17 protein-coding genes are annotated in these 16,285 nt (G+C 34.4%); 8 read left to right on the forward strand and 9 right to left on the reverse strand.

Annotated features, from left to right (window positions below):
* Nucleotides 1-13: 13 nt before the first annotated feature.
* Both ACFPVY_RS00340 and ACFPVY_RS00345 read right to left on the reverse strand, forming a co-directional pair.
* Complete coding sequence (locus ACFPVY_RS00340; protein WP_379789684.1) at nt 14-742, reverse strand: DUF4198 domain-containing protein; 729 nt, start codon at nt 740-742, stop codon at nt 14-16.
* A gap of 60 nt (nt 743-802) precedes the next feature.
* Nucleotides 803-3,241 (reverse strand): TonB-dependent siderophore receptor, encoded by a 2,439-nt coding sequence (locus ACFPVY_RS00345; protein WP_379789686.1) that lies wholly within the window; start codon nt 3,239-3,241, stop codon nt 803-805.
* A 377-nt stretch (nt 3,242-3,618) separates the two neighbouring features.
* Here ACFPVY_RS00345 and ACFPVY_RS00350 point away from each other — a divergent pair, with 377 nt between their 5' ends.
* A complete protein-coding gene (locus ACFPVY_RS00350) occupies nt 3,619-4,674 on the forward strand; it encodes a WD40/YVTN/BNR-like repeat-containing protein (RefSeq protein WP_379789687.1) in 1,056 nt (351 codons plus the stop codon).
* A gap of 4 nt (nt 4,675-4,678) precedes the next feature.
* Here ACFPVY_RS00350 and ACFPVY_RS00355 read toward each other — a convergent pair whose 3' ends face one another.
* The 4 genes from ACFPVY_RS00355 to ACFPVY_RS00370 all read right to left on the reverse strand — a co-directional run bounded on the left by ACFPVY_RS00355 (nt 4,679) and on the right by ACFPVY_RS00370 (nt 7,952).
* Nucleotides 4,679-5,119, reverse strand: coding sequence for a sensor of ECF-type sigma factor (locus ACFPVY_RS00355; RefSeq protein WP_379789688.1), 441 nt, complete (start codon nt 5,117-5,119; stop codon nt 4,679-4,681).
* Nucleotides 5,120-5,121: 2 nt separating this feature from the next.
* Entirely contained in the window at nt 5,122-5,526 is a 405-nt protein-coding gene (locus ACFPVY_RS00360) for a hypothetical protein (protein WP_379789689.1), read from the reverse strand.
* A gap of 30 nt (nt 5,527-5,556) precedes the next feature.
* Nucleotides 5,557-6,099 (reverse strand): RNA polymerase sigma factor, encoded by a 543-nt coding sequence (locus ACFPVY_RS00365; protein ID WP_379789690.1) that lies wholly within the window; start codon nt 6,097-6,099, stop codon nt 5,557-5,559.
* A 596-nt stretch (nt 6,100-6,695) separates the two neighbouring features.
* A complete protein-coding gene (locus ACFPVY_RS00370; protein WP_379789691.1) occupies nt 6,696-7,952 on the reverse strand; it encodes an SRPBCC family protein in 1,257 nt (418 codons plus the stop codon).
* Between the two features lie 138 nt (nt 7,953-8,090).
* On the opposite strand from ACFPVY_RS00370, the gene ACFPVY_RS00375 reads away from it, so the two are divergent.
* Nucleotides 8,091-10,127 (forward strand): dipeptidyl-peptidase 3 family protein, encoded by a 2,037-nt coding sequence (locus ACFPVY_RS00375; protein WP_379789692.1) that lies wholly within the window; start codon nt 8,091-8,093, stop codon nt 10,125-10,127.
* A 116-nt stretch (nt 10,128-10,243) separates the two neighbouring features.
* Here the strand turns inward: ACFPVY_RS00375 and ACFPVY_RS00380 are convergent, their stop codons facing one another.
* Nucleotides 10,244-10,432, reverse strand: coding sequence for a hypothetical protein (locus tag ACFPVY_RS00380; protein ID WP_379789693.1), 189 nt, complete (start codon nt 10,430-10,432; stop codon nt 10,244-10,246).
* A 78-nt stretch (nt 10,433-10,510) separates the two neighbouring features.
* Between ACFPVY_RS00380 and ACFPVY_RS00385 the strand changes: the two genes are divergently transcribed.
* The gene (locus tag ACFPVY_RS00385; protein ID WP_379789694.1) at nt 10,511-10,894 is read left to right on the forward strand and encodes a pyrophosphohydrolase domain-containing protein; all 384 of its coding nucleotides are present in this window, start codon (nt 10,511-10,513) and stop codon (nt 10,892-10,894) included.
* Between the two features lie 190 nt (nt 10,895-11,084).
* On the opposite strand, the gene ACFPVY_RS00390 is transcribed toward ACFPVY_RS00385, so the two are convergent.
* Nucleotides 11,085-12,152, reverse strand: coding sequence for a branched-chain amino acid aminotransferase (locus ACFPVY_RS00390; RefSeq protein ID WP_379789695.1), 1,068 nt, complete (start codon nt 12,150-12,152; stop codon nt 11,085-11,087).
* Between the two features lie 284 nt (nt 12,153-12,436).
* Between ACFPVY_RS00390 and ACFPVY_RS00395 the strand changes: the two genes are divergently transcribed.
* The 4 genes from ACFPVY_RS00395 (at nt 12,437) to ACFPVY_RS00410 (ending at nt 14,559) form a co-directional block, all read left to right on the forward strand.
* A complete protein-coding gene (locus ACFPVY_RS00395) occupies nt 12,437-13,084 on the forward strand; it encodes a DUF4920 domain-containing protein (RefSeq protein WP_379789696.1) in 648 nt (215 codons plus the stop codon).
* Nucleotides 13,084-13,536 (forward strand): hypothetical protein, encoded by a 453-nt coding sequence (locus tag ACFPVY_RS00400; protein WP_379789697.1) that lies wholly within the window; start codon nt 13,084-13,086, stop codon nt 13,534-13,536. The genes ACFPVY_RS00395 and ACFPVY_RS00400 overlap by 1 nt, the downstream gene beginning before the upstream one ends.
* A 19-nt stretch (nt 13,537-13,555) precedes the next feature.
* Nucleotides 13,556-14,218: a tRNA (5-methylaminomethyl-2-thiouridine)(34)-methyltransferase MnmC2 gene (mnmC2, locus tag ACFPVY_RS00405; RefSeq protein WP_379789698.1), complete on the forward strand. Its 663-nt coding sequence runs from the start codon at nt 13,556-13,558 to the stop codon at nt 14,216-14,218.
* 143 nt (nt 14,219-14,361) lie between these two features.
* Nucleotides 14,362-14,559, forward strand: coding sequence for a hypothetical protein (locus tag ACFPVY_RS00410; RefSeq protein ID WP_379789699.1), 198 nt, complete (start codon nt 14,362-14,364; stop codon nt 14,557-14,559).
* Between the two features lie 88 nt (nt 14,560-14,647).
* On the opposite strand, the gene ACFPVY_RS00415 is transcribed toward ACFPVY_RS00410, so the two are convergent.
* On the reverse strand, nt 14,648-15,592 hold the full coding sequence (locus tag ACFPVY_RS00415) for a LysR substrate-binding domain-containing protein (protein ID WP_379789700.1): 945 nt from the start codon (nt 15,590-15,592) through the stop codon (nt 14,648-14,650).
* Nucleotides 15,593-15,699: 107 nt separating this feature from the next.
* Here ACFPVY_RS00415 and ACFPVY_RS00420 point away from each other — a divergent pair, with 107 nt between their 5' ends.
* Nucleotides 15,700-16,179, forward strand: a complete 480-nt coding sequence (locus ACFPVY_RS00420; protein ID WP_379789701.1) for a Dps family protein — start codon at nt 15,700-15,702, stop codon at nt 16,177-16,179.
* Nucleotides 16,180-16,285: the final 106 nt, after the last annotated feature.

Here is a 16,285-nt window from a genome sequence, read left to right on the forward strand (position 1 = left end):
AAAAGTATTCGTATTATAGAGCAATTGTGTAAGTCGCGCTGTGGAAAATAAATTGGTAATCTAATCCGTTATATTTACCCGGAACTTGTTCTTTGTCAGTTACTTCAATAATATATTTTGTTTTGAACGGCAAGTTGAATTTTATAATTCCGTTTGCGTCAGTTTTTGCTTTTTTTATCCAAAGATCTTTTACAAATAAATCAACTTCTTTGTCTTTTACAATTTCTCCTTTGTATAAAATTTTCAAAGAAACTTCTCCGTTTTCAGCGTGCAATTTTTTAGAAACATCAACAATGGTAAGTCCTTCCGGATTTAATGATGCCGTTTCATTTGACTTGTTTCCAACTTCCACTTTTGCAATCGCGTGATAATGTGTTTTAAAAATCCCGAAATCATATTGCGTGTAATCCACTACGTCAATTTCGTTGTTGTTCAAAACGATCGTGTAAGTTCCGGCAATTTTTGGCGTAAATGAAGTTTTGTAAAATAAATCTCCAGCTTCAACATTTAATTTAGTTTTTTCTCCGTTTGGCGCAACAGCCCAAACTGTGAATTTTTTTACTTTGTTGAAAGCGTCTTCACCAACTTTATCTTGAACGCCATAAGTATATTCTCCGTAGAAAATTTTGACCTCTTGTTTTTGGTTTAACTTTCCTGAAGCGTTCGTTTCAATCCACAAATAGTGTGCGAAAGAAGTTGTACTGAAACAAAGTAATAAAAATAATAAAGATAATTTTTTCATGTATTTTATTTTAAAATAAACACCTTTTCAAGTTAATGAAAAGGTGTTTGATTGGTTTTATTAAAAGTTGTAAGTTGCTCCAATTGAGAAGATACGAGGTCTTTGCGGACTGATTGTTGACCAACCTTTGTAATATTCTTTATTTGTGATGTTGTCTAATTTTAAGGTAATCAAGAAATCATTTGAAGAATAAAATAAAGATCCGTTGATCACGGTGTAATCTGGTAATGTGAATGCGCCTGCGCCATTTCTGTTGAAAATTTTGTTTTCACTACCATAATTTCCTCCAAATCCTAAACCGAAACCTTGAAGTTTTCCGTCTAAAATTTTGTAAGTCGCCCAAAGATTAGCCAAGTTTTGAGGTCCAGCACTTTCAGGTCTTCTGTTTGCAAATTCATTTCCTTCGGCAGCTTTTTCAAGTTTGCTATCATTATAGCTGTAACCAGCGATGATATTTAAACCAGCGATTGGACTTGCGGTAATGTTTGCTTCAAAACCTTTGTTTGTTTGCTCACCATCTTGGATATATTCTTCTGGAGAAACTTGTAAAACAGTGTTGCTAACTTTTACGGTATAAAAGCTTAAACCTGCAGTTAATTTATCATTTAATAGATTTAATTTAGTTCCAACTTCAAGTTGATTTGCTTGTTCTGGATCAAATGTAAAAATGTTGTTTCCAGGCGTTGTGATTGGTGCAACATTGCTAAATCCATTCATGAAATTTGCAAAAACCGAAACTTTATCTAAAATTGGTTGAAAAACAACTCCAAATTTTGGAGACAAAGCCGTTTGATTATAATCATCAGCAGTTGTTGAAAGGTCGCCGTTGTTAATAAAACGGTCAACTCTCAAACTTGTCATTACCGAAAGTGCAGGCGTAATGTTCAATACATTTGAAGCATAAGCACTATAGATTTCTTGTTTAGTTTTTGAGGCACTTCTTGGAGAACCTGCCAATAAACCATCGACTCCAGCTTGAGAAAGTGTTCCGCTATCGTCAGTATAAAGTGTTGGATCAGTGATTCCTAAAACGCTTTCGTTAAATTGCTGTAAATTGTTTCCGATGTAAACATAACCATCTTGAACATAAGAAGAACCATTATTGACAACATTCATATTATAATAGTCAAAACCTACTATCAATCTGTTTCTTAAACTTCCAATTTTAAAGTCACCAATAAAATTTTGTTGAATATCTGTTCCGATAGACTCTGAATTTTGATTGCTTGTATATCTTGCTAAAACAATTCCATCTGTTACTGGTGTATATTGTGTTCCTTCGTATAGGTAAGAATAATATCCTTCAGATTTTGAAGAAGTTCTTGAAATTACTGTTTGAGAAGTCCATTGGTCATTGATTTTATAATTCATCTGACCTTGAAGATTGAACGAAGGAGTTTCGATAAATAAATCATTTGAAGTGTATGAACGTTTATTATCATATCCAAGCTCGCCAAGATTATGAACTCTTAAAGGTGCTCCTCGGTCAAGAAAAAGCATGGTTTGATTAGTGCTTTTTCCGTTGTAAAACTCTGTGTTAATCAAGAATGATAGCTTGTCATTCACTTCATAAGAAAGTGATGGAGCGATAAATAATGATTTTCTAAAACCAGCATCTTGAAAACTATTTTCAGAGTGATATGCGGCATTGACACGCATTGCTACGTTTTTTTCAGTGCTTAGTGGCGTGTTCACATCAACTGCAACTCTATTTAAACCATAAGTACCGCCAACATAAGAAACGCTTCCTCCAAAACTATTGTATGGTCTTTTTGTAGTAACATTGATTAAACCACCATAAGAAATTAAGCTACTGCCAAATAAAGTTCCAGACGGACCTTTTATAACTTCAATTCTTTCGATGTTTGCAGGATCTGGGCTACCATTAGTTAAACTTGGAAGTCCGTTAACCATCGTTGGTTGAACTGCAAAACCTCTTAATGAAAAGTAACCAGCGCCATCAGAACCACGACCCGTTGATTCCCAAAGTTTGTCGATTCCAGGCGCATTTTTTAAAGCATCATCAAAGTTTGTAACTACTTGCTCTTTTAATAATTCACTTGAAATTGTGTTGTAAACTTGTGGGTTTTCAATGTCTTTCAAAGGCATTTTTGAAACAACCGCACTTTCCTTTCTAGCGTAAGGATTTGTTTTTGTTCCGTTCAAAACTACTTCGTCAAGTGTTTCAGCTTTTGAACTTAAAGCAACATCTTCTAAAGTAGTGGTTTGATTTTCAGTTATTGAAAAAGTAATTTCTCTAGTTTTAAAGCCTACAAATGAAGTCTTTAATGTGTAATTTCCTGATTTCAGGTTTTTAATTTCAAAATTTCCTTGAGAATCAGTTTGAGTTCCAAATTTTGTTCCGTTTACAGTAACCGTAACTGCCTCAAGTGGCAAATTATCTGAAGAGACAATTTTACCATTCAGTGTTCCGTTCTGTGCAAATGAGATTGCTACGCAGAAAACACTGGCAAGAAATGTAAGTATTGATTTATTCATTTTGAATAAGAGTTAAGTTTGAATTAAATTTCGGTGCAAAAGTAATTCGCAATTTACACTTGCACAAAATTAATTTAGAATAAATATAAATAGAAGTAAAGTTTTATAGTAGTCTTTATAAAATTGTAATTCCATCACCTAATTATCAGTTTTTTATTCAGAAAAGGCGATACATTAATTGAATTAATAATAATTTATTATGAATTGTTTTTTTATCAAATCATCATAACGACAACGTTGTCGTTATGAATTTTAATCATATAAGCAATGAATTATGTAATTCGTCGATTAGGTATGAATTTTATCCGAGCTAAACTTAAAAAGGTTGAAAGATCAACTTATCTTTTGTTAATTTGTAATTAATTATCACCTTACCAATGAAAAAAGCCACATTTCTAATATTGTCAACATTACATTTATGTTCTTGTAACCAAAAAATTGTACTTCCAAAAAGCGAATATTTTGCTGAAATAGAAATAGATACAATTTTAAAAGATGATTTTAATGTTAGAGCAATTCTTTTAGATGATAACAAAGTTTGGTTTTCGTCAGACAAAGGAAATTTTGGTTCTTATGATTTGACAACTAAGGAATTGTTTAGAGATTCGATTGTAAAAACACCAAATAAAGTTGAATTCAGAAGCATTGCAAATAATTCAAGCCACATATTTTTACTAAATGTTGGAAGTCCAGCTTTGCTCTATAAAATTAGAAAAGACGGATCTGAAAATAAATTGGTTTACACAGAAAACGATAAAAACACATTCTATGATTCCATGAAATTTTGGAATGACAAAGAAGGAATTGCGATTGGTGATCCAACGGAAGGCTGTTTTTCTATAATAATTACAAAAGACGGCGGTGAAACTTGGAAAAAACTATCCTGCGAAAATTTACCAAAGTTGATTGAAGGCGAAGCGGCATTTGCGGCAAGCAATACAAATGTAATTGTCAATAAAAATGATACCTGGATCGTTTCCGGAGGAAAAAAAGCGCGTGTTTTTTATTCTTCAGATAAAGGAAAAACTTGGGAAGTTTTTGATTCTCCAATCACGCAAGGCGAACCGATGACAGGAATTTTCTCTGCCGATTTCTATGATGAAAACATCGGATTTTTAGTAGGAGGGAACTACGACAAGCCTTCCCAAAATTCGGGAAACAAAGCGCTAACGATCAACGGCGGTAAAAACTGGACGCTTATTAGTGAAAATAGCGGTTTTGGCTACGCTTCATGTGTTCAATTTGTTCCAAATTCTGGCGGAAAACAATTGGTAACCGTTGGATTCTCTGGCATAAATTACTCGTCAGACAACGGCACAACTTGGAAACAATTTTCAAAAGACAAAGAATTTCATACCATTCGATTCGTTGATAATTCTACTGCAATCGCTGCCGGAAAAGGCAAAATCGTCAAGATAAAATTCAAAAAATAAGGCCCTATTTTCTAGGACCTTTATCTTTAAACTGTTTCAATAACTTGCGCTGAAATTCATCTTCCGCTTTTTTCAATTTTATAATTTTCTTCGGACTTATAACAGGTTTCAAGCTTGAAATCAACTTCTTTTTGTTCTGCAATAACTCTTCATCAAGGTCTTCCATTTGGTTTAAAATCGCCAAAGCGTCTTTGTCTGACATGGCATCAATTCCGTCAATTTTTTTTCCTAAAGCACGCATTCTTTGATGTCTAATCTCAAATTGCTTATCATCAAAATCATTGTAAATTGGCCAAAATTTAGCAGATTCTTCCGAAGATAAATCCAATTCTGTCGTAATAAAAGCCGTTTTCAAAGCCTTGATTCTTTCTCTTTTTTCATCTTTTCCTTGTGCCGAAACTCCCAAAGAAATCATCAAAATAAGTAATGTAAAATACGTTTTCATAGTTATTCTGTTATGTAGTTTTCCAAATTTCCATTATATTCAATCGCACTTTCCAATGTCGATTCGTCCATGGCCAAATCGCGTTCCAGCGCGTCAATATCAGCATCATCAAGCATATTTACCAATTCATATTGGCTGATATTTGACTGCGCCAAATAATTTTCCATCGTTGCATCATCAATACTTTGCGAATCTGTCGGCTTGTTCAAAAACGGAATCATAATTCCCAAAATCAAAACTGCCGCCGCCGCTAAAAACCAATTTCTGTGGCGCTGAAAAATTGAAATCACCGGTTTTTCTTCCTGAATTTTTGAAAGTAATTGTTCCGAGAAATTCTCAAAATAATGCTCCGGCGTTTTAAACCCCGAATTAATCTTTGGCTGATTTTCTAAATTAAATGAATTCATAATCGTTAGACTTTAAAAACCTAAAAAGGTTTAATTTTTAAGCATATATTCCTCAATTTTTTTCACCGCATGATGATACGACGCCTTTAAAGCGCCCACCGACGTGTCCAAAATCTCAGATAATTCCTCATATTTCAGTTCCTCAAAATAACGCATCTTAAAAACCAACTGCTGTTTTTCTGGCAACAACGCAATCGCTTTTTGAAGTTTCAACTGAATTTCATCACCTTCAAAATACGAATCAGCTTGCAAATTTTCCACTTGTTTCTGTTGAAAATCTGCGCTCGTCATTCCATTTCGCTTTGCCTTTGCATTTAAAAAAGTAATCGCTTCATTCGTCGCAATTCGATACACCCACGAAAATAATTTGCTTTCACCCTTAAAATTTTTCAGATTCTTAAACACCTTCACAAATGTATTCTGCAACACATCGTCCGCATCATCGTGGTTCAAAACAATATTTCTCACGTGATTATAAATCGGCTTTTGATACGAAGACAACAGCGTTTGAAACGCAACATTCTGCGTTTTCGGGTCCAATAAATCCTTTATGAAAGCCTGTTCGTCCTGCAAAGAAATTCGTTTTTAATAAGACTAAAGATAACCCAAAAGGTTTAAACGAGCAGTACATTTTTTTTCAGAAGCGAATCGTCAGGCATTTTCAGGAAAGGCAATTCCCGCTGGAGCCACTCGCTTTTCCCGTCTTAATCAGCCGTGAAAGAGCTCAAACAAAGGCACCATCGGGGCTATTTGAGAGAGATTTTCGCATTTTTGTTATCACCCGAACCATCGGGACGAACCAATATTGCGCAAAACAAATAGTGTCTAAAACAAATTTGATTTCCTAACAGGTTTCAAAAACGGGTTAGGTATGTTTTTAAACGACTCGATATTTCGTGAAAATTAGTGAAATTCGTGGCTAAATTTCTGCCACAGATTAAAATGATTTACACAGATTTCATGAAAAATCCTTTCTAATCCTTTAATCTGTGGTAATTTTAAAAAGGACAGAAGACGACAATTTATAAAAATATATTTGTCACCTAAAACTTGTCACGCAAACTTGTCATTCCGAGGAACGAGGAATCTTCGTAAACCTTGACTGTTTTGATGAAATTCCTCGTTCCTCGGAATGACAATAGACGTGACATCCGAGATTTTTTTAAACTTTATTCCACAGGCTTAGCAACTGGTTTCGCTGTCGTATTTGCAGGTTTTGGCGTAGCAGAAGTTGTCGGCTTTGCTGTTGTAGAAGTAGTAGGTTTCGCCGTCGTTGAACTTACAGGCTTCGCTGGAGGTACCGAAGTAGGTTTCACAGCAACAGTTCCCGCAGGTTTTACAACAGCCGAAGCAGGAGAAACGACATCCGTAGAACCTTCCACACCGCCAATTTCACTCACAACTATCGGCGAATTGCCCACCGGTAAATAAAGTTCAGTCACCCATTTCGATGGATTTTTTACTTGATTAGCCGAAACTGAATACACTTCCATGCGTTTTCCAGAAGTATTTTCAGCCAGATTATTTTTTCTAGCATACGTTCTTGCGTCTGCCCAAGCTTCCTGTGAATGCGAATAATCACCTTTTAAAGTGGTTTTTAAAGCTTGAAAAGTTTCAATTTTTCCGCTTGTGTAATCGCTTCCATCAGCAGTATAAATTTCCTCGCGCATCGGAAGACATACAGAAAAACTCGCTTTGTCATTCGCAATATCATACGAATCATACAAAACAAACGGACTTCCGGTCATTGTGATTCCGTTTTCTTTGAAGAATAAAACCATACTTTGTAAAACCAAATTCACATTTTTCTGAACTTCAGAAATCTTGCACGTCACTTTATGTTGAAAATAAATAGTACCTGGTTTTTCCACCACGCCATCTACCTTAATAGTGTAAGTATTAATTTCATACGAAATCACTTTGTCTAATTTTGCCAACGTTTTTTCATACGTCTGACCAATCATTTTCTCGGCTCCACCTTTGAAAGTCGCATAAACCTTGTCCATAAAACCAATTTTTCCTTTAGAATGCCAAGTTACTTTTGTGCCTCCAACGGTGTCTTTGAAAGTCAAATACGCCGTTCCTTCATTTCCAGAAAAAAGTACTTTTTGAGCAATGCTATCGTTTTCCTTTTCAAAAATCGTGGTTGTTTTTCCTTCGCCAGCGCTTCCGGTCCAAGAATAAGACGCACCAGTTCCAATCGTTGTATCAGAATACGTAAATTTCATACTTGAATCATCGTCTTTCCAAGAACCAAAATCTTCCCAGTTTCTGTAATCATTTACATAACTAAAAATCACTGATTTTTGCGCTTTGATGACTCTGCTTCGTTCCACTTCAAACTCACTTGGCTGTGTCGCCACATAAACTGTCAGTCCGATTATAGCCAAAATAGCCAGAAGCAAGATGTATTTAAGTATTCTCATAATTTATTTATTAGGCGTTTTTCCGTTAACAAAAGTAGCAAAAATAGTTTGCAATCAGCGGGCGTTCGCACTCGCATTTCCTTCCGATTAGAATTCCTTATATTTGTTTTTTATAAATGTAAAACTAAATTTTAGAATATGAAATTAAAAACCATTGCAGGGATTTTTCTTGCCTCGGCGTTTCTTGTTTCTTGCAATAAAGAAAAGGAAGAGTCGAAAGACGTAGCTTCTGCTGAAACGACTGATTTTCAATATGAAGTGGAGCAATTTGCGGACATTAAAGTATTGAGATACCAAGTTCCGGGTTGGGAGAAATTGACTTTAAAAGAGCAAAAATTGGTTTATTATTTGACGCAAGCCGGAATGGCGGGTCGTGATATTCATTGGGACCAAAATTACAAGCACAATTTAAAAATCAGAAAAGCATTAGAAAATATCTACCAAAATTACAACGGAGATAAAACTTCTGCCGATTGGAAAAACTTTGAAATCTATTTAAAAAGGGTTTGGTTTTCTAACGGAATTCACCACCATTATTCAAGCGATAAAATCAAGCCAGATTTCTCAAAAGACTATTTCACAAAATTACTTTCAGACACAAAAACGACTTTAGCTCCGGAAGTTGTTGATGTTTTGTTCAATGATAAAGATGCAAAAAAAGTAAATTTGGATGAATCCAAAGGTCTTTTGGCAGGTTCTGCTGTAAATTTCTACGGAGAAGGAATTACTGATAATGATGCAGAAGCATATTACAAAACAAAGAAAAGTCCGGATGCTACGAAGCCTTATTCTTTTGGATTAAATTCAAAATTAGTTCGTAATGCAAGCGGTCAAATCGAAGAAAAAGTTTGGAAAAGTGGTGGCATGTACGGTCCAGCAATCGATAAAATTGTTTATTGGTTGGAATTGGCGCAAGGCGTTGCTGAAAACAAAAAACAAGGAGATGCAATTGGTTTGTTAATCAAATTTTATAAAACAGGAGATTTGAAAACTTGGGACGATTACAACATCGCTTGGACAGAAGCTACCGAAGGAAATATCGACTATATCAACGGATTTATTGAGGTTTACAACGACCCGTTAGGTTACCGTGGTTCGTATGAATCTGTGGTGCAAATCAAGGATTTTGATATGTCAAAAAAGATGGAAGTCATTTCAAACAACGCACAATGGTTTGAAGATAATTCACCATTAATGCCAGCTCACAAAAAGAAAAATGTGGTTGGGGTTTCCTATAAAGTGGTCGTTGTCGCTGGTGAATCTGGAGATTCTTCGCCAAGCACTCCAATTGGTGTGAACTTGCCAAACGCAGATTGGATTCGTGCAGAACACGGTTCAAAATCGGTTTCGTTAGGAAATATCGTAGATTCTTACAATCATGCTGGCGGAACTGACCGTTTGAAAGAATTTGCCAATGATAAAGAAGAAATTGAATTGGAAGAAAAATACGGGGAAATTGCTGATAAATTGCATACGGCTTTGCACGAAGTTGTGGGCCACGCTTCGGGTCAAATCAATCGTGGCGTTGGAACTCCAAAGGAAACTTTGAAAAGTTATGCTTCGACTTTAGAGGAAGGAAGAGCAGATTTAGTTGGTTTGTTTTATTTGTATAACCCAAAATTGCAAGAATTAGGCTTGGTTGACGATTGGAAAAAAGTAGGAACTGCGGCTTATGACGGTTACATCAGAAATGGTTTGATGACGCAATTGATTCGTTTGGAACAAGGTGCTGACATTGAAGAAGCGCACATGAGAAATCGTCAGTGGGTGAGTGCTTGGGTTTTTGAAAAAGGTAAAAAAGACAATGTAATCGAGAAAATTACGCGCGACGGAAAGACTTATTTCAATATCACAAACTATCAGAAACTACACGAATTATTTGGACAGCTTTTAAAAGAGACACAAAGAATTAAGTCAGAAGGTGATTTTGTAGCTGGAAAAGCTTTGGTTGAAAATTACGGAGTGAAAGTGGACCAAAAACTGCACAAAGAAATTTTGGAAAGAAACAAACAGTTTAAATTGGCGCCTTACAGCGGCTTTGTGAATCCTGATTTGGTTCCGAAAACGAATGACAAAGGAGAAATTACCTCTTTTGAAATCACACAGCCAAAAACTTTTGCAGAGCAGATGCTTTACTATTCTAAGACTTATGGTTTCTTGCCGGAGGAAAATTAGAACACAGATTTCACAGATTTGCACAGATTTTTATTGGCGCAATTTGTTTGGTTAAAAAGAAAACGCCTTGAGAAATCGAGGCGTTTTTTTATATTCAAAATTTCGTGGCAAAAAAATTAATGCTTCAGGTAAACTTTAATCACAAATAACAATCCGATGAAAGCTAAAAAGCCAAGTAAAATCCAGATGCTTCCTTTGTAAAAAACTTTGTGGAGTTTCAGGTCTTTTCTATAAGTGTAAATCATTGCGATAACAAAAACGATTACGAAAAATATTGCAAAGGCAATCTGACCTTGTGAAAACATAGTTTATAAATTTTATGCAAAAGTAATTATTTGAATCCAAAAGTTGCTATTTTGCACCATCATTTAATTTTGAAAATTATGCAAAAACAATTGGACGCAGTGAAAGAATTCCACCAAGCTTTTGGGATTGGATTTAGTGAAATCCCGAGAGGAGATTTGGGCGAAAGCAAAAATATCCTTCGGTATAATTTGATGAAAGAAGAGAATGAAGAATATCTGGAAGCGGTTAAAAATGACGATAAAGTAGAAATTGCCGATGCTTTGGGCGATATGCTTTACATTTTATGCGGGACAATTATCGAACACGGTTTGCAACATAAAATTGAGGAAGTTTTTGACGAAATTCAAAGAAGTAATATGAGCAAATTAGGCGCTGACGGAAAACCAATTTACCGAGAAGACGGGAAAGTGATGAAAGGGCCAAATTATTTCAAGCCTGATTTTTCTGTGATTTTGAAGTAGTTTTTTACCGCAAGATTAATTTTACCGTTGATTCCCGATAAAAAAAATAGGCCACAAATTAAAAGATAAAAAGGATTCTAAAATTTTTAAGAAATTCTTGAAAATCTTTAAATCTGAGGTAAAAAAGAAAATCCCGAAAGTAATTTCGGGATTTTTATTTATGTAGAACTGAAATCTAAAATCTAAAATCTTAAATTTTAACCGTCCAGCCAAAAGTATCTTCTTCCAATTTATATTGGATGTTCGTCAATTTGTCTTTCAACTTTAAGGCAACTGAATTTTCAATTTTAGGTAATTCAAAATATTCATCTTGGTAAGAGAAACCAACGATTGGATTTACAACTGCTGCGGTTCCGGCGCCAAATATTTCTTTCAAGCTTCCGTTTTTAGCGGCTTCAACTAATTCGGCTACTAAAACAGAACGTACTTGAATATCAATTCCTTCTCTTTCTGCTAACGAAATAATACTTTTTCTGGTAACTCCGTCTAAAATTCTTTCGCTTGTTGGAGCTGTAAATAAAGTGTCATTGATTCTAAAGAAAACGTTCATTGTTCCCGCTTCTTCTAATTTTGTGTGCGTTGCGTCATCGGTCCAAATGATTTGCTGGAAACCTTTGTCGTTCGCTAATTTCGTTGGGTAAAATTGTGCGGAATAATTCCCGGCTGCTTTTGCAGCACCAATTCCTCCGTTTGCTGCACGGCTGAAATGTTCTGCGATAATCACTTTCACTTCTCCAGAATAATACGACTTTGCAGGAGAAAGTATGATCATAAAACGATATTGTGTTGATGGAGCCGCGATAACGCCAGTTCCAATAGCAATCATAAACGGACGTATATATAAGGTGTTACCTTTTCCTTTGCGAACCCATTCTTTTTCTATTTTCAAGATTTCGTGCAAACCTCCTAAAAAGATATCTTCAGGAACTTCAGGCATCGCCATTCTTTTGGCAGACGCATTGAATCTTCGGAAGTTTTCATCAGGTCTAAAAAGCCAAACATCATCGCTTTCATCTTTATAAGCTTTCATTCCTTCAAAAATCGCTTGGCCATAGTGAAAAACTTTGGCAGAAGGATCTAATAAAAAAGGTTCGTAGGGTTTGATTGTTGGTTTTTGCCATTTTCCATCTCTGAAATCGCACATTAGCATGTGGTCAGTGAAGATATTTCCGAAGGCAAGATTTTCAAAATCGATTTCGTTGATTTTTGAGCTGGAAGCTCTGACTATATCGATTTCGTTAGGAGTAATACTATCCATTTGGTTTTAGGTTAGGTTTTTATAATCAATTGATAATCAGTATTTTGTTCTAAAATATCGATTGGTTGTTATCAATTATTCTTGATTTTGCTAAATTAAGAAAATTTGGAAAGTTTTTGCATAAAATGCTAAATAAGTTCTCAAGAATTGCCACTTTTCTAAATTTAATCATTTACGACTTAAAAACTTGTAGAATTATCAATAAAATCTAAAATTTTTTATTTAGAATGGCTCTACTTTTGAATAAACTGCCTATTTTTGTACCATAATTTTAATATTACATTATGAAAACTATATTTGTTTTAGCTTGTTCGCTTGCGGTTTTTGCAAGTTGTGCTGATAAATCTAAGGAAGTTAAAGTGGACGAAACTACAATTGAAACTCCTGCTGACACCGCTTCTGTAACTAAAGATACCGTGGTTTCAACAGAGCAAGACGCTACAGAAGTTACTGACGTTGCCGTAACGAAAGATGAAGTTAAAGAGGACAAAAAAGTAATTGAAGTTGTTCCAACCAAAGAAGTAAAGGTAGAATATGCTTCTTTTGGAGATAAAATTTTGGCAGACAAAGCGTTGACAAAAGATCAAATGCTTGCAAAATACAAAACGATGAAAAAAGGCGATACGCTTGCCGTTAAATTCAAATCTAAAATCAATTCTGTTTGCAAGAAAAAAGGCTGCTGGATGAAAATGGATTTGGCCAATAATTCTGAATCGTTTGTTCGTTTTAAAGATTATGGTTTCTTTGTTCCTTTAAATGCTGACAATTCAGAAGCTATCGTTAGCGGAAGAGCTTTTGTTGATGAAATTTCAGTAGCTGAGTTGCAACATTATGCAAAAGATGGCGGAAAATCTCAAGCTGAAATCGACAAAATTACACAACCAAAAATCACGTATGCTTTTCAAGCTGACGGTGTTTTAATTAGCAAATAATGAAACAATTTTTTTTAATTCTTTTCTCAATTCTCATTCTTTCCAGCTGTAATAAAAATGAAGAAGTAAAACCTGTTGCTAAAAAAGAAATTCCAGAAAAAGCAGATTCTAAGGAGTTTGAAATGTATGAAATGTCAGAAATGGCGGCTTTGATGGAACAAATGTATGTGGACAATCAGCGATTGAAAGAAAGGATTAAGAACGGAGATACGATTGGAGAATTTCCTTCGCACTTTTTGCAAATCCATAAATCAGCAATGACAGATGAATCTGAAAATGATGCTTTTTTTAAGAAACAAGCCGAAGTTTTCATCAATTCGCAAAAGTTGATTTATGAAGATCCAAAGAATGCAAAAGAACATTTTAACGCCGGAATTTCGGCTTGTGTAGCTTGCCATCAAGTGAAATGTTCAGGACCAATTCCGAGGATTAAAAAATTGTTTATAGAATAATTTATCTGAAGAAATTTAAATGAAAAGAGAAATTATTCAAACCAAAGATGGCTCAACATCCATCTTATTGCCAGATTGGAATGAAACGTATCATTCAAAATTTGGAGCAATTCAAGAAGCAAAACACGTATTTATAAAAAACGGACTTTCCTTATTTTCAGGGGAGTCCGTTTCTATTTTAGAGATTGGTTTCGGAACTGGATTAAATGCTTTTATAACTTATTTAGAAGCAAAAAATTCGGGACAAACTATTAATTATACTGGCGTAGAAGCGTATCCGGTTTCTGGAGAAGATGCGCTGAAAATGAATTATGTTTCTGAATTGGACGCCAATTCTTCGGAAGAAATCTTTCTTAAAATGCATCAAGCAACTTGGAACGAAAAAGTGGAATTAGATTCCAATTTTACGTTGGAAAAACAAAACAAAAAGTTCCAAGAAATTAGTGATGAAGAAAAATACGACTTAATTTATTTTGATGCTTTTGGATTTAGGGTGCAACCCGAATTATGGTCGCTCGAAATCTTCCAAACTATGTTCAAAGCTTTAAAACCTAACGGAATTTTGGTTACCTACGCTTGCAGAAGCTCAATCAAAAACGCAATGAAAGAAGCTGGCTTTGAAGTTGAAAAATTAAATGGGCCTCCAGGAAAGCGCGAAATGCTGAGAGCGAGAAAGTTATGATTTGAATATATTTCAATAAAAATGTTAATTAGGAAAACATACTTCGGTTCTTAACGTTTTTTTATGAAAACGTATTAATTAAAAGACTAATTTTACTAAACGTTCTACAAGAAACATTAACCTCCAAAAATTTAATTTTCACTATGACAAGACCAATGTTTGCCTTTACAAAATCTATCCTTGAAAGAGTGAGTTTCGATCCTTTATTATTTTGTAAAGAGTTAGAGAAAGCAATCAGAAGTTTGCTTCCTTATGAAATCGAGCAATTGACAGAATGGCTTTTGAGCTACACAGTCGAAAAACCAGAATTAAAGCAGTGTTTGATTATATTTAACAAATAAAAAAAGAAGGAGCTTAAATGGCTCCTTTTTTCTTGTCCTTTTGCCACGAATTCACGAATTTTTCTAATCTGAGAAGCCTTGCTAAAGATTACGGTTTTTTAGAAAGCGGACTGATAATCTGAACGTTTTGGAAAACAATCGCACCTTTCACAACTCCAGCAATCACTTGCCTTAAAGCGTCGATAATGTGAATTTTAAGTTCGCTTTTTGGGAAAATAAGGCTTACTTCTCTCGATGGTTTTGGATCTTTAAATTGTCTCAATTTCAGTTTGTCTTTTTCCTTTAAATCCAAAGTGTGCAAATAGGGAAGAAGCGTGGTTCCTAAACCTTCGTCTGCTAATTTTATCAATGTTTCAAAGCTTCCGCTTTCAATTTGGAAAGTTGTGTCATCAGAAGAATTGATGTTTTTACACAAATTTAAAATCCCGTCACGGAAACAATGTCCGTCTTGCAACAGCAATAAATTATCCACGTCAATATCAGCAACTTCAATTTCTTCTTTCTGAAAACTGCTATGGTTTTCTGGGAAATAAGCCACGAAGGGTTCATAATACAGCACAATTTCCTTGATTTTTTCATCTTCCAAAGGTGTTGCGGCAATCGCAGCATCCAAATGTCCGTTTTTTAATCTCGTGATAATTTCTTCAGTATTATGTTCTTCGATCACCAATTTTATTTTTGGATATTTCTTGATAAAATTATTCAAAAACATTGGCAAAAGCGTCGGCATAATCGTTGGAATAATTCCTAATTTGAATTCACCGCCGATAAAACCTTTTTGTTGATCCACAATATCTTGAATTCTGCCAGATTCGTTGACGATATTTTTAGCTTGAGTAACAATTTTTTGTCCAATTTCAGTCAACTGGATTGGCTTTTTACTTCGGTCAAAAATTAAAATTCCAAGTTCATCTTCCAACTTTTGAATCTGCATACTCAATGTGGGTTGCGTCACAAAGCATTTTTCTGCTGCAAGCGTAAAATTTTTATTTTCGGCCACAGCCAAAACATAATATAATTGAGTGATAGTCATTGGTATAGTATTTTGTGATGCAAAGATAAATAATTATAAGATTTCTTTATGATTTAGAAGTTTAAAATTTTCTAACTTTATATCTAGAATTTAAAAACACAAAAAAAATGAAGACAAATATTTTAGGATTACCTGTAAAAGAAACGGAAGAAATTGCAAACGACTTAAACATTTTACTTTCGAGTTTTCAGGTTTACTATCAAAATTTAAGAGGAGTTCACTGGAATATCAGGGGAAAGCGTTTTTTTGATCTACACGTAAAATTTGAAGAATTATATAATGACGCTCAGCTAAAAATTGATTTAATTGCAGAACGAGTTTTGACAATTGGCGGAAAGCCATTACATACTTTTCAAGATTATGTTGAAAACAACAAAATTAAAGTTGGTAAAAATATTTCTGTCGATGAAGAAGCGATTCATTTGATTGTAACTTCACTTTCTGATTTATTGAAAATTGAAAGAGAACTTTTGAATAAATCTGGTGAAGCGAATGATGAAGGAACTAACTCCATGATGAGCGATTTCATTAAAGAACAAGAAAAAACAATCTGGATGATGAAAGCTTGGTTAGAGGAAAAAATCTAAAAAAGTTGCTCAAATTTTTTTAAAAAGTGCAATGATTATATTAATATAGTCATTGCATTTTTTATATTTGTTAAAATTTAATTAAAATAATTTATTGGCTTACCAA

Origin of the sequence: Flavobacterium qiangtangense, from assembly GCF_042658345.1 — a bacterium.
Classification (GTDB): domain Bacteria; phylum Bacteroidota; class Bacteroidia; order Flavobacteriales; family Flavobacteriaceae; genus Flavobacterium; species Flavobacterium qiangtangense.

Bases quoted from the DNA above. Each gene is read 5' to 3' on its own strand.
- ACFPVY_RS00340 (WP_379789684.1), bottom strand. From the start codon at position 742: ATGAAAAAATTATCTTTATTATTTTTATTACTTTGTTTCAGTACAACT.
- ACFPVY_RS00345 (WP_379789686.1), bottom strand. From the start codon at position 3,241: ATGAATAAATCAATACTTACATTTCTTGCCAGTGTTTTCTGCGTAGCA.
- ACFPVY_RS00350 (WP_379789687.1), top strand. From the start codon at position 3,619: ATGAAAAAAGCCACATTTCTAATATTGTCAACATTACATTTATGTTCT.
- ACFPVY_RS00355 (WP_379789688.1), bottom strand. From the start codon at position 5,119: ATGAAAACGTATTTTACATTACTTATTTTGATGATTTCTTTGGGAGTT.
- ACFPVY_RS00360 (WP_379789689.1), bottom strand. From the start codon at position 5,526: ATGAATTCATTTAATTTAGAAAATCAGCCAAAGATTAATTCGGGGTTT.
- ACFPVY_RS00370 (WP_379789691.1), bottom strand. From the start codon at position 7,952: ATGAGAATACTTAAATACATCTTGCTTCTGGCTATTTTGGCTATAATC.
- ACFPVY_RS00375 (WP_379789692.1), top strand. From the start codon at position 8,091: ATGAAATTAAAAACCATTGCAGGGATTTTTCTTGCCTCGGCGTTTCTT.
- ACFPVY_RS00380 (WP_379789693.1), bottom strand. From the start codon at position 10,432: ATGTTTTCACAAGGTCAGATTGCCTTTGCAATATTTTTCGTAATCGTT.
- ACFPVY_RS00385 (WP_379789694.1), top strand. From the start codon at position 10,511: ATGCAAAAACAATTGGACGCAGTGAAAGAATTCCACCAAGCTTTTGGG.
- ACFPVY_RS00390 (WP_379789695.1), bottom strand. From the start codon at position 12,152: ATGGATAGTATTACTCCTAACGAAATCGATATAGTCAGAGCTTCCAGC.
- ACFPVY_RS00395 (WP_379789696.1), top strand. From the start codon at position 12,437: ATGAAAACTATATTTGTTTTAGCTTGTTCGCTTGCGGTTTTTGCAAGT.
- ACFPVY_RS00400 (WP_379789697.1), top strand. From the start codon at position 13,084: ATGAAACAATTTTTTTTAATTCTTTTCTCAATTCTCATTCTTTCCAGC.
- mnmC2 (WP_379789698.1), top strand. From the start codon at position 13,556: ATGAAAAGAGAAATTATTCAAACCAAAGATGGCTCAACATCCATCTTA.
- ACFPVY_RS00410 (WP_379789699.1), top strand. From the start codon at position 14,362: ATGACAAGACCAATGTTTGCCTTTACAAAATCTATCCTTGAAAGAGTG.
- ACFPVY_RS00415 (WP_379789700.1), bottom strand. From the start codon at position 15,592: ATGACTATCACTCAATTATATTATGTTTTGGCTGTGGCCGAAAATAAA.
- ACFPVY_RS00420 (WP_379789701.1), top strand. From the start codon at position 15,700: ATGAAGACAAATATTTTAGGATTACCTGTAAAAGAAACGGAAGAAATT.